This is a genomic window from Vibrio chanodichtyis (assembly GCF_028863985.1).
GTDB lineage: Bacteria > Pseudomonadota > Gammaproteobacteria > Enterobacterales > Vibrionaceae > Vibrio > Vibrio chanodichtyis.
On record NZ_JARBFT010000004.1, the window covers coordinates 254,602 to 267,004 of the forward strand.

At 49.7% G+C, this 12,403-nt stretch carries 10 protein-coding genes; 8 read left to right on the forward strand and 2 right to left on the reverse strand.

Annotated features, from left to right (window positions below):
* Positions 1-74 precede the first annotated feature (74 nt).
* From PUN32_RS06490 to PUN32_RS06520, 7 genes are all read left to right on the forward strand, one after another.
* On the forward strand, positions 75-1,379 hold the full coding sequence (locus PUN32_RS06490; protein ID WP_274722320.1) for an isochorismate synthase: 1,305 nt from the start codon (positions 75-77) through the stop codon (positions 1,377-1,379).
* The gene (gene menD / locus PUN32_RS06495) at positions 1,379-3,091 is read left to right on the forward strand and encodes a 2-succinyl-5-enolpyruvyl-6-hydroxy-3-cyclohexene-1-carboxylic-acid synthase (RefSeq protein WP_274722321.1); all 1,713 of its coding nucleotides are present in this window, start codon (positions 1,379-1,381) and stop codon (positions 3,089-3,091) included. Before PUN32_RS06490 ends, menD begins: the two co-directional genes overlap by 1 nt.
* On the forward strand, positions 3,081-3,872 hold the full coding sequence (menH, locus tag PUN32_RS06500) for a 2-succinyl-6-hydroxy-2,4-cyclohexadiene-1-carboxylate synthase (protein WP_274722322.1): 792 nt from the start codon (positions 3,081-3,083) through the stop codon (positions 3,870-3,872). The genes menD and menH overlap by 11 nt, the downstream gene beginning before the upstream one ends.
* A 24-nt stretch (positions 3,873-3,896) precedes the next feature.
* Entirely contained in the window at positions 3,897-4,763 is an 867-nt protein-coding gene (gene menB, locus PUN32_RS06505; RefSeq protein WP_166013251.1) for a 1,4-dihydroxy-2-naphthoyl-CoA synthase, read from the forward strand.
* A 145-nt stretch (positions 4,764-4,908) separates the two neighbouring features.
* A complete protein-coding gene (menC, locus tag PUN32_RS06510; protein ID WP_274722323.1) occupies positions 4,909-5,907 on the forward strand; it encodes an o-succinylbenzoate synthase in 999 nt (332 codons plus the stop codon).
* A complete protein-coding gene (menE, locus tag PUN32_RS06515) occupies positions 5,883-7,316 on the forward strand; it encodes an o-succinylbenzoate--CoA ligase (RefSeq protein ID WP_274722324.1) in 1,434 nt (477 codons plus the stop codon). The genes menC and menE overlap by 25 nt, the downstream gene beginning before the upstream one ends.
* Positions 7,317-7,467: 151 nt before the next feature.
* Positions 7,468-8,736 (forward strand): hemolysin family protein, encoded by a 1,269-nt coding sequence (locus PUN32_RS06520; RefSeq protein ID WP_274722325.1) that lies wholly within the window; start codon positions 7,468-7,470, stop codon positions 8,734-8,736.
* Here PUN32_RS06520 and PUN32_RS06525 read toward each other — a convergent pair.
* Together PUN32_RS06525 and PUN32_RS06530 are read right to left on the reverse strand one after the other, a co-directional pair.
* A complete protein-coding gene (locus tag PUN32_RS06525) occupies positions 8,733-10,604 on the reverse strand; it encodes an MFS transporter (protein WP_274722326.1) in 1,872 nt (623 codons plus the stop codon). The genes PUN32_RS06520 and PUN32_RS06525 overlap by 4 nt on opposite strands.
* 13 nt (positions 10,605-10,617) lie before the next feature.
* Positions 10,618-11,208: a TetR/AcrR family transcriptional regulator gene (locus PUN32_RS06530; RefSeq protein ID WP_274722327.1), complete on the reverse strand. Its 591-nt coding sequence runs from the start codon at positions 11,206-11,208 to the stop codon at positions 10,618-10,620.
* 193 nt (positions 11,209-11,401) lie between these two features.
* On the opposite strand from PUN32_RS06530, the gene PUN32_RS06535 reads away from it, so the two are divergent.
* Positions 11,402-12,277: a Tim44 domain-containing protein gene (locus tag PUN32_RS06535; RefSeq protein WP_274722328.1), complete on the forward strand. Its 876-nt coding sequence runs from the start codon at positions 11,402-11,404 to the stop codon at positions 12,275-12,277.
* Positions 12,278-12,403 lie beyond the last annotated feature (126 nt).

A 12,403-nucleotide genomic window follows, 5' to 3' on the forward strand; every position in this document is an offset into this window, starting at 1 on the left:
CCATAACCTTGATTTCATAAGGCTCTCTCAATAGAGTAGCCACTGTTTACCGAATCTCCCTCTACGAGGTCGCTTTGTTGCATTTTTATCAGGCCGTTGCTCAATTGATGGAGCAAATCCGAGGCGCGAAGGATCATACTGTTCGTTTCACTCAGCGTTTGGCAGAAAAGCCACCTTTTGCGCTGATTGACTGGCTGGACGCTCAGCCGATTTTCCCTAAATTTTATTGGCAATCGCGTGATACCCGTGAAGAAGTGGTCGCGTTAGGTCAAGTGTATACCTTTACCGATCCCGCTCCGGCTTATGCGATGTTGGGGGAACAACAGCGCGTGTGGGGAGGCCGTTCATTTGATGGCCATACGGCGAAAAATCCTCAGGCGATGGCTGGATTTTTCTTTTTGCCACAAATTGAATTAACCCGCTTGGATTCGCAGTGGTCATTGGCGGTCAATTTGAACCATCAACCACAGCGCACTTTGCATGCGCTGCAAAAACTGCAGCAACAGGTACCGATTTTAGCACCGATCACCGCCCAAGTGCCGACGCTCGAACATACGCCGAATGCCAATCAATGGCAGGCGTTGGTTGAAAAAGCGCTGGCGGGTATTGCCGATCAGCAGTTTAAAAAAGTGGTGTTGGCACGCAAAACCACGCTGAATTTAAGCGCGCCAATTGGAGCTGCACAACTGCTGAAAGCTAGCCATGCGCATAATCACCATAGCTTTCATTTTTTACTGGCAGTGGATCCTGAACACGGCTTTATGGGTTCCACTCCTGAGCGGCTTTATCTGCGCCAAGGGCGCAGTTTACAGACTGAAGCTTTGGCTGGCACCATTGGTCGTGGGGTGGATGCCGTGCAAGATCAGCAACTGGCAGACTGGTTGACTCATGATGGGAAAAACCTCAATGAAAATCAGTTGGTGGTGGAGGATATTATCGCCAGTTTAACGCCCCATGCCGAGCAAATTACCAGCCAACCTGACGCGCAACTGGTGCAATTGCGTAAAGTGCAGCATTTGAAAAAGCACATCGATGTTCAGTTAAAAGCAGGCGTTAACGGCGTACAATTGTTGGCTGCCTTGCAACCGACCGCAGCGGTAGCCGGTCTGCCGCGTGCCAGTGCTTTGGCGTTTATTGCCAATCACGAACCCTTTGCCCGAGGCTGGTATGCCGGCTCAATGGGCTATTTTAGTCATGCTCAAGCTGAATTTTGTGTCGCGATCCGCAGTGCGCTAGTGACCGAAAATCAGCTGCAACTTTATGCGGGGGCGGGGATTGTACCTGGCTCGATCGCGCAGCATGAATGGCAAGAATTAGATAAAAAGCTGGCGACTTTGCTGAGTTTGATCAGCGATCATTTACCGGTGGAGATCGCTTAATGGAGCACGATCAAGCGTTATTGAATCGACTTTGGTGTCGAGTGTTATTAGAAGAGTTAAGCCGCTTAGGCGTGACGCAAGTGTGTATTGCTCCCGGCTCACGTTCAACGCCACTGACATTGGAAGCCAATGCTCACTCGGCTTTTACCTTGCACACTCATTATGATGAGCGCGGTTTAGGCTTTCTGGCGCTTGGTCTCGCCAAAGCCAGCCAGCAACCGGTAGCGGTGATTGTCACGTCCGGCACGGCGGTGGCTAATCTCCTGCCCGCGCTTGCCGAGTCTAAACTCACTGGCGAGCGTTTAGTGGTACTGACCGCGGATCGTCCGCCGGAACTGGTGGATTGTGGTGCTAATCAAGCGATTGTGCAGTCAGGCATTTTCTCTCAGCACGTTACAGCCGCGCTTGATCTGCCGAGTCCAGCAGTGCACCATCCACTGTCTTGGTTACTGACTTCGATTGATCACGTGCTGGCGCAGCAAGCGCGATTGGGTGGTAGTGTGCATATCAATTGCCCTTTCCCCGAACCGCTCTATTCCAATGGCGATGAAGCGATCTATCAATCTTATTTACACAGCGTGCAGCGTTGGTCCCAACAAGCGCACCCTTATACGCAGATCCAACTACCAGCGGCGGCCAGTGTGCCGGCCTCGATCGAGGGCTTTCAAGGCAAAGGCGTGGTGATTGTTGGTTCGCTAACCTTAGATGAAGCGCAAGCTGCGCAGCGTTTTGCTAAAGCGCTGGGCTGGCCGCTGCTGTGTGATCCACAATCGGGAATCAGCAGTGAATGGGCTCATTTTGATTTGTGGCTGCAAAATCCTAATGCACGTCAGCAGCTTAATCAGTGTCAATTAGTGGTGCAATTTGGCGCGCGGATCGTCTCGAAACGCTTAAGCCAATGGTTAGCCGCTTGGTGCGCGCAAGGCGCTGGCGAGTATCATTACATCTCCCCACAAATTGCCCGCAATAATCCATACCATGCCATGCAGCAGCAGTGGCAGTGTGACATTCCGGTGTGGGTTGATGCGCTGCTCAGTAAACGGCTGGTCGGACAAAATACCCAGCAAGGCTGGGCCAATGGCTTGATTGATTACGCACGCTCCGTGCGCCAGTTAGCCCAGTTACATTTCTCGGCCTCGGGATTAAGTGAGGTGGCGTTGGCGCTGGATTTAACCGAGCGCGCCGTGGATGCAGATCTATTTTTAGGCAATAGCCTGATTGTGCGTTTAGTCGATATGTTAAGTGCGGTCAATCAGCGTCAGGTCTTTTCTAATCGTGGTGCTTCGGGAATTGATGGTTTGGTGGCCACCGCGGCAGGTGTGCAGCGCGCACGTCAACAACCTTTGCTGATGCTGATTGGTGATACCTCACTCTTGTATGATCTCAATTCGCTCGCTTTGCTGCGCCAGCCGCCACAACCGGCGGTGATTGTGGTGACCAATAACGATGGCGGGGCTATTTTTGATCTACTGCCGGTGCCGAGTGAGCAGCGTGCGGCGCTGTATCAAATGCCGCATGGGATGAATTTTGCGCATGCAGCGCAGCAGTTTGGCCTGGCTTACCACGCAGCACAAACCTTGGAACATTACCAAACCTTGGTTGAAGAGCATTTGGCACAAGGCTCGGGCACCCTGTTGATCGAGGTTAAAACACCGCCACAGCAAGCCTCGCTGCACATTAAACAGCTAAGCGCGCAAATTGATGCTCTGTAGTCGGTTACACTTTGCCAAACCGAGCGCCTCAACTCCGCTCGTGGTGTTGGTACATGGCCTACTCGGTAGTGGTGCCGATTGGCAGCCGCTGTTGGCACATTTAGCAAAGGTGAATTGCGCAGTGCTGACACTGGATTTACCCGGGCATGGCGCTAATCCAGTCTTATACTGTGATGACTTTCACCAAGCGACGGCGCTTATCGCACGTACGGTGCAAGCCCAAGTTACCGGTGAGGTGCCGGTGATATTGGTTGGCTATTCACTCGGTGGGCGGCTGATCATGTATGGATTGGCGCAAGGGAGTTTTGCATCGCTCAATTTGTGCGGCGCGATTATCGAAGCCGGTCATTTTGGACTCACCGAGCAGAGCGAAAAAATGACACGTTGGCAGCATGATCAGCAGTGGGCACAGCGTTTTACTCAGCAACCGATTGAGCATGTGCTGAGCGATTGGTATCAACAAGCGGTATTTAGTTCACTAAATGCTGCGCAAAGACAAACTTTAATTACCCAGCGCAGTGCTAATCTTGGTGCCTCAGTAGCACATATGTTACTGGCGACAAGTTTGGCTAAGCAGCCTGATTTGTTGCCAGCCTTACAAGCACTCAGCTTGCCAATCCACTATGTGTGTGGTGAGCGTGATAGTAAATTTCAGCAACTCGCCGAGAGTAGCGGGTTAAGTTACAGTCAGGTAGCGCAGGCGGGGCATAATGTCCATCATGAACAGCCGCAAGCGTTGGCTGCGATTATACAAGCGATGATCCACTCAAGCTGCAATTGAGTGATAACCACAATGGGAACCTCCATGGCTAAAACGATAGGTATTTCTGAACAAGAACTCTACGCTCCAGTGCTTTGGCAAGATTGCACTGGTGATTATCAAGATATTTATTATCACAAATCACAAGATGGGATTGCCAAAATCACCATCGCTAGACCTCAAGTACGTAATGCGTTTCGTCCCGTGACCGTGAAAGAGATGATCCACGCGCTGAGTGATGCCCGCTATGATGAGCAAGTCGGAGTGATCATTCTCACTGGTTTAGGCGAAGAGGCTTTCTGCTCTGGTGGCGATCAGAAAATCCGTGGCGATTACGGCGGTTACCGTGATGATTCAGGTACTCACCATCTCAACGTGTTGGATTTCCAACGCCAAATCCGTACCTGTCCAAAACCGGTGATTGCCGCCGTTGCGGGTTGGGCGGTAGGTGGCGGCCATGTGCTGCATATGATGTGTGATCTGACCATTGCCGCTGACAACGCTCAATTTGGCCAAACTGGGCCGAAAGTCGGCTCTTTTGATGGTGGCTGGGGCGCATCCTACATGGCACGGATTGTGGGTCAGAAAAAAGCGCGCGAAATCTGGTTCTTATGCCGTTTCTACAATGCACAAGAAGCGTTGGATATGGGGCTGGTCAATACTGTGGTACCTGTGGCTGAGCTGGAAAAAGAAACCGTGCGTTGGTGCCGTGAAGTGCTGCAACATAGCCCAATGGCGCTGCGCTGCTTGAAAGCGGCACTCAATGCCGATTGTGATGGTCAAGCCGGTCTGCAAGAGCTGGCTGGTAACGCGACTATGTTGTTCTATATGACCGAAGAGGGGCAAGAGGGACGTAACGCGTTTAACGAAAAACGTCGCCCAGACTTTAACAAATTCCCCCGTAACCCTTAATCACACGGCGGCATAGTGGTATAGCGGTATCGTGCCACACTGGTATGAGATTATTTGCTCTGTGATTAGACGATAAGCCGAGAGGGTGCTCAATGGTCAGTAACCCTCGGCTTATTTTTTCGTTTTGGATAAGGAAGCGCTTCGCATGCGTCATGCAACCCTCTATCGTTACCAACTGCCGATGGATAGCGGCGTCATTCTTCGCGATGAGAAATTGACTCAGCGTGAAGGTCTTATTGTTGAACTGTGTGAAAACGGCCGCACAGCTCGTGGTGAAATCGCACCATTACCGGGCTTTAGCCTTGAAACCTTGGCGCAGGCAGAGACTCAAGCGCAAACCCTGCTTGAGTTGTGGGTGGATCGGCAAACTATCGATTGGGATGCGCAGTATCCATCGGTGGCTTGCGGGCTTTCAATGGCGCAATACCAGCTGGATCAAGCGCTACCGATGCAAGGTAATTATCATGTTGCGCCGCTGTGTACTGGCGATCCTGATGAACTGCTGCCCGTGCTGAATAATTTGCCGGGGCAGAAAGTCGCTAAAGTTAAAGTTGGGCTGTATGAGCCGATCCGTGACGGTATGTTAGTCAATCTATTTTTGGAATCGATGCCGGATTTAACTCTGCGCTTAGATGCCAATCGAGCTTGGACGCCCGCTAAAGCGCTCAAGTTCGCACAATACATTGCTCCCTCCTTGCGCAGCCGTATCGAGTTTTTGGAAGAGCCGTGTCAGTCACCCAGTGACAGCATTGCCTTTGCGATGGATACCGGGATTGCGATTGCGTGGGATGAAACCTTGCAACAGGCGGTACGGGATGCGGATTTTGTGTTGGATGATCTACTCGGCGCTAAAACGCTGGTGATCAAGCCAACCTTGATTGGCTCGGTGTATCGAGTTGCCGCTTTGGTCACGAAAGCCAACGCGCTGGGTTTGCAAGCGGTGATCAGTTCAAGTTTGGAATCCAGCTTAGGGCTGAACCTATTGGCGCGTTTGGCGCAGCAATTGCTGCCTGATCAAGTGCCCGGACTCGATACGATTGGACTATTCCGAGCGCAATTAGAAACCCCTTGGCCCGATAGCCAATTGCCGGTGGTGGCACTACAAGATCAAGCAGTGGTATGGCGCGCGCAATCAACCCAGTAAATCACCTGTGGCAAGCATGGCTTGAGCGCGATCCACAACAGATTGCGCTCGAGCATGCTGAGCATGCGTTGTCATGGCAAATGTTGGATAGACAGGTTGGGGATTATGCCAATGCGCTGCGTGAGCAAGGCGTGCAACCGGGAGCGGTGGTGACGCTGGTTGGCAAAAATCATCTGCACAGCGTGCTGTGGTTTTTAGCTTGTATGCAAATTGGTGCATTGTGTGCTTTTCTCGCCCCGCAGCCTTTGGCTCGTTTACAGCAAAAATTATCCACCCTCTATGCTGAGCAAAGTACTAACTATCTTTGGTTGGCTCCTTCTTGCGCGCTGAGTGCCGAAGAGCTGAAACCGCTTGCGCGTTATTTACTCAGTTTGCCCGATCCGCAGTGTGGATCCGTGCATGGAGAGCCAGCTTCTCGACCATTCAGTGCCGCAACCTTGGCGACCTTAATTTTCACCTCCGGCTCGACTGGTGTTGCTAAAGCGGTAGCGCATACTCATCAACAGCATCTTGCTTCCGCACAGGGTTTATTGGCGGATTTTGCCTTTAGCCAAGCGGATAATTGGTTGTTAAGCTTACCTTTGTACCATATCTCAGGCGTGGCGATTATTTATCGCTGGCTAGCGGTAGGAGCGAGGCTCAAGATCGGCACCGGCGATCTTGAGCGCGATATGCTTGGGGTGACTCACGCTTCATTAGTGCCAACGCAATTAAAACGTTTGTTAGACCGGGGACAGCCGCTCGATTTGCAGCGGGTGCTACTCGGTGGCAGTCATATTCCGTTAGCGTTAGCGGAGGCTGCAGCCCAGCGTGGTATTGATACTTGGCTCGGTTACGGTATGACCGAAGCTGCCTCCACCGTAACTGCCAAACGTGTTGATGGCGTGATGGGCAATGGTCAGCTATTGGCTGGGCGTGAGCTGCGTATAATCAATGGGCGAATTTTTATCGCAGGGCAGACGCTGGCTGCTGGTTACTATCAGCAAGGAGATCTGCGGCCACTGACCGATCGACAAGGTTGGTTTGATAGTCAAGATCTTGGACATTGGCAGGAAAATAACCTGGTGATTGATGGCCGCGCGGACAATTTGTTTATCTCCGGTGGCGAGAATATTCACTGTGAAGAGATTGAAGCGGTGTTAATTCAGCACCCACAAGTGCAAGTAGCGATTGTATTGCCAGTTCAAGATGATGAATATGGTGCGCGTCCGGTAGCGGTGGTACGCACTGAACAAGCTTGGGATCAAGCACAAGGTGATGCTTGCTGTCACGGTAAACTCGAAAAATTCAAATGGCCTATTGGGTACTTTTCGCTGCCTGATGCGCTGCTAGATGGCGGCATTAAAGTTTCACGCGCCGCCGTTAAAGCGTGGCTAGCGGTAGAGCAGCCTAATCTGACGGTACTGTAAGTGGCCACTATTAGCTCATTAAGGGAGAACCATCTGCGTTAATACAATGTAGCTATAGTAGTGCATATGATGTTCGCCGATCGGATAAATTTTTATGCTAGGGGCTAGCGTGATGGCGAGAAAATGGTGACGTACAGGGAAGTAACTAGCGATGCAGATACTATTTTTGATTGGATTGATTGTATTAAATGGCCTGTTTGCCATGTCAGAAATTGCTTTGGTCGCAGCAAAGACCAATCGATTGAAACGGTTAGCGGAAAAACATCCAGCGGCTAAAATTGCCCTTGATCTTAAACACACGCCAACCCGTTTTTTATCAACGATTCAAATTGGTATCACGGCGATTGGTTTATTGAGTGGCATTGTTGGAGAAGCGGTATTATCGGTGCCTTTAGCGCAACAGATGGTGCTCTGGGGCATACAGGCAGATCAAGCTAATGTATTTTCTACCACAATCGTGATCATTGGGATGACTTATTTTGCGATTGTGGTTGGAGAGCTGGTTCCCAAACGTTTTGCTCAATCTCAGGCGGAAAATATTGCCGTATTAGTAGCATGGCCGATTTATTGGCTGTCAAAATTAACCCGTCCATTTGTGATATTGCTCTCTTGGTCGACAGAAGTTGTGCTGAAATTGCTCGGACAAAAACATCAACATGACGTTGTTACCGAAGATGATATTCATGCCATTGTGCGTGAAGGTTCTGAGTCGGGAGTGATAGAGCAAGGTGAGCAGGAGATGATACGTAATATTCTGCAGTTAGATGATCGCTTGGTCAGTTCAATGATGACACCACGAGGTAAGATTGCTTTCATCGATATTGATCAACCAGTCGAGCAGCTCACTCACAGTCTCCGTTCGATCAAACACAGTACCTTTCCAATATGCCAAGGCAATATCGACCAAATTGTCGGCACGCTGTCAGCTAAAGTCTTATTAAAACAAGCCGATCAATTGAGTGCACAAGTCGTCTTGAGCTTATGCCAAACGCCGGTATATATTCCTGAATCTATGCGTGGCCTTCGTTTGCTAAGCTATTTCCGCGAGTCTGGTATCGAAATGGCGTTTATTGTCGATGAATATGGTGATATTCAAGGCTTGGTGACTCTGCACGATATTTTGGAAGCGATTGCTGGTGAATTATCCAATGATCCCACTTACCGATGGGCTACGCTGCAAGAAAATGGATGGATATTTGATGGATTGATTCCGATCAGTGAATTAAAAAATCGGCTCGATTTAGTGCACATTGAGGGCGAAGATAAAGGACTACATACCCTCAATGGCTTACTTACTTGGCATTTGGGACGTTTGCCTGAACAAGGTGAGATGATTGATTGTCAACAATGGCGCTTTGAAGTGCTTATGGTCGAAGATAACCGAGTGCTGAGTGTTAAAGCTACGTCACTGGAAACTTAACGCCAATCGCCGCGTAACTCGGCAACCTGTTGTTGCATCTTCGCGGCAGTTGCTTGCTGCGGTGCTACTGGTTCTCCCACTTCAATTTCTAAGCGTGCGCGGAAGCGACGCGGTACGCCTTGGCAGGCTCGGCCTTTATAACGGCTGAAATAGCTTCCCCATAACCCTTTGATGGCTAACGGGATCACTGGCGCTGGGCTGCGTTGCACGATCAGATCTAAACCGCGCATAAAGGGGCGAATTTCGCCATCTGCGCTTAAATGGCCTTCTGGGAAAATGCACACCAACTGGCCAGCAGTGAGCGCCTGTTCGATTTGATTGAAAGCGCGTCGCAATGAAGCACGATTATTGGCTGAAATAGGGATCACCCCTGCGCGGTTTAAAAACCGTTTTAGGAGTGGCCAATTCGCGTACTCTTCTTGCATCACAAAGCGGATTAAGCGTGGACAAGCGGCACTCAACAGCAGGGCATCTAAATAACTAACATGGTTACATACCAACAGCGCGCCACCTTGCTCGGGGATCAGCTGCATATTTTTATAACGTACGCGATACAGAACATGCGAGGCAATCCACAGCAAAAAGCGCACACTAATAATCGGTAGTTGGCGCAACATGGCCAATGCCACCACGCTATTGGCTACGGCAAGTAAAGCAAACAGTTGTGGAATCGTCAGTGCCAATATCGAAAGGCAGACTACACCGAGCAGCGCACTGCCGACCATAAATAAGGAGTTATAGATATTTAACGCTGCAATAATTTGCGCTCGCTCGGTCGCTTTGGCCCGTTGTTGCAGCATGGCATATAAGGGGACGATGAAGATCCCACCGCACACGCCAATCAATAGCAGATAAGCAAAAATTGGCCACAATCCGGCATAAGCCACAAAATCACTCAAGGTGGTAAATTGCGGAAGATCGTTTGGGATTGCGCTCGCCATCAGGTAGCCAAACAGACTCATCCCCAAACTACCGAGTGGCACGATGCCCAACTCAATACGATGTCCAGAAAGCTTATCGCAAGCCAGTGAACCCAGCGCAATTCCAATCGAGAATAAAGCCAGCAGGAAAGAGACCGCCGCTTCATTGCCGTGCAAATAGAGGCGAGTGAAATTCGGAAATTGGGTTAGATAAATGGCTCCGAGTAACCAAAACCAACTGATGGCCATGATGGCTTGAAAAATGGCGCGATCACGCTGAGCTATCTGTAGGGTTTGTTTGGTATGAGTCAGTGGTTGCCAGCGAAAATCGAGATCAGGCGCACTGGCCGGTGCCAGTGGAATGCTGCGGCTGGCCAGATAACCGAGTAGCGCAAACAGCACAATCGCGGCTGCGGCTAAATAGCGAGCTTGCTCCGCGGAGGCGAGAATCCCCGCGCCCACCGTACCGAGCAAAATGGCGAGAAAGGTGCCGGTTTCAACCAAAGCATTGCCCGGAACTAACTCTTCGGCGCGTAAATGCTGGGGCAGCAATGCGTATTTGACCGGGCCAAAAAAGGCCGATTGAGTGCCCATTAAAAACAGCAGTAACAATAAGATGAGATAGTTTTGCGTCATCAATCCAATTGCACCACCGAGCATAATCGCAATTTCCAGCAATTTTACCTGGCGAATATAGCGTGATTTTTCTAGCTTATCGGCCAGAACCCCTGCGCTGGCGGAAAACAGAAAAAACGGCAAAATAAATAACCCAGCGGCCAGATTGATAAACAGATCACTGGAGATCGGTAAGGCTTGCGTGCCAGCAAACGCGACCAGCAATAACAATACATTTTTGAAAATATTGTCGTTAAATGCGCCAAGAAACTGCGTGATGAAATAGGGTAAGAAACGGCGATCAGTTAAGAGCGCGCTGGTTAAATTAGCCATAGTGTGTCAAGCATTACCAGTTAGCGAGATAGTGATTGAGCAGATTATCAATCAATGAACTGCCATCCATCGGTTGATTAGCAAAAAATTTATCATCCACACTCAGCATGGTGATGCCGTGTACTCCGGCCCAAAGCACTCGGCTGGCTTGCAGTACTTCTTGCTCGGAACGCAATGGCGCTAACACTCGCAATAGTTCTTCTAACATATTGGTCATATTATCGATGCGTTGTGCTTGCCATTCAGGCAGCGCCTCACCATTCATATTGTGTTCAAAAATCAGTTGCCAACGATAAGGGTTATGCTTGGCAAAATTATGGTAGCAATAAGCCAGTTGATAGAGAGCATCTTTCGGGTAGGGGGTAGATTTTAGCGCTTGTTGTGCTTGCTGTGCCAGTTCATCTAAGGTTTGCGCGACCACATGCAGCAGCAGTAGGTTGTAGTTACCAAACACGTTAACCAATGTGCTTGGTACATAGCCAATCATCGTGGCGACCTTACGCAAGCTCAGTTCATGATAAGAGTGCGTATCGAGAAACTGTTTGACGCTCTCTAGGGTGAGAGCCACCAGCTCTTCTCGGGTGTGATCGTTTCGTCTTGCCATGATGTGGATTCAATAATGAACAATGTTCGATAGTCTAATCATCCCCTTAACTAGCGTCAACGAATCGATTTGCAATATTCTGATACATGTCGATAAATGCAAAACATTTCCATCGCGAGATGAACTGGCTATAGTGACCCAGTAAAGATAGATAAGCTCAAAAGCCCCATAACATCGACCCCTAAGGAAGTGTATGAAACGTTTGTTTTCGCTCATTGCGTTAATCATGGTTTCGGTTGCGGTAACCCCGATTGCTGAGGCCAAAAAATTCGGCGGTGGTAAATCGTTTGGTAACAAGAGTTACAAAACCGCTCCGGCACCGAAACAGCAGCAACAAAGAAACGATACTTTAAAAAAAGATGCCACCAATCCTGCTGGTTCAGCCAAAAAAGGCTTGATGGGCGGCTTGCTCGGCGGCTTACTGGCTGGTGGTTTACTGGCCGCATTCTTTGGTGGTGCATTTGAAGGTATCCAGTTTATGGATATCCTGATCATGGGGCTAATTGCTTTCGTGATCTTTAAATTGATGCGTGGACTATTGGCTTCTAAGCAGGGCAGCATGAATCAGTCTCAGCCACAACCGGCTTTTGGCGGTATGCAGCGTACCCCATTTGAGCAATCGAATGTACACAACTTTGAACAGCCTCAAACTGTGTCTAGCGGTTTTGGCAGCGATGCGCAAAGCGAAGTTCCTCACAACTACCCAGCCGGTTTTGATCGGGTTGCCTTTGTGAATGGGGCGCGTGAGCATTACCGTATTTTGCAAGGGGCATGGAACCATAACCAGCTTGAGACTATTCGTGAATATGTATCGCCAAGCTTGTTTGAAGATCTTAAAGCGGAGCGTGCAAACTACCCAGGTGAACAACATACTGATGTGATGTATGTGGATGCTGAAATTGTGCGTGCCGATTACGATGCTAACCGTGCCCATTTAAGTCTGCAGTTTAGTGGCCGTTATCGCGATGCGGTAGAAGGGATTGAAGAGAATATTGATGATGTATGGCACTTAGAGCGCGATTTAACTGAGCCAAATGCGCCTTGGTTGATCGTCGGTATTCAAGGTTAATCTCTGCCACCATTAAGCTTTTGTAACGCACCCAGCATCGCTGGGTGTTTTTTTGTATAGAGAAAACCCCCAGCTAGGCTGGGGGTTCAGTAAAGCTTTCAGCTATAAGTCAGTTATCTAACCCCT

Excerpts from the sequence above, each read along its gene's own strand:
- menC (WP_274722323.1), top strand. The coding sequence starts at position 4,909 with ATGCGTCATGCAACCCTCTATCGTTACCAACTGCCGATGGATAGCGGC.
- PUN32_RS06525 (WP_274722326.1), bottom strand. The coding sequence starts at position 10,604 with ATGGCTAATTTAACCAGCGCGCTCTTAACTGATCGCCGTTTCTTACCC.
- PUN32_RS06530 (WP_274722327.1), bottom strand. The coding sequence starts at position 11,208 with ATGGCAAGACGAAACGATCACACCCGAGAAGAGCTGGTGGCTCTCACC.
- menE (WP_274722324.1), top strand. The coding sequence starts at position 5,883 with ATGGCGCGCGCAATCAACCCAGTAAATCACCTGTGGCAAGCATGGCTT.
- PUN32_RS06520 (WP_274722325.1), top strand. The coding sequence starts at position 7,468 with ATGCAGATACTATTTTTGATTGGATTGATTGTATTAAATGGCCTGTTT.
- menH (WP_274722322.1), top strand. The coding sequence starts at position 3,081 with ATGCTCTGTAGTCGGTTACACTTTGCCAAACCGAGCGCCTCAACTCCG.
- menB (WP_166013251.1), top strand. The coding sequence starts at position 3,897 with ATGGCTAAAACGATAGGTATTTCTGAACAAGAACTCTACGCTCCAGTG.
- menD (WP_274722321.1), top strand. The coding sequence starts at position 1,379 with ATGGAGCACGATCAAGCGTTATTGAATCGACTTTGGTGTCGAGTGTTA.
- PUN32_RS06535 (WP_274722328.1), top strand. The coding sequence starts at position 11,402 with ATGAAACGTTTGTTTTCGCTCATTGCGTTAATCATGGTTTCGGTTGCG.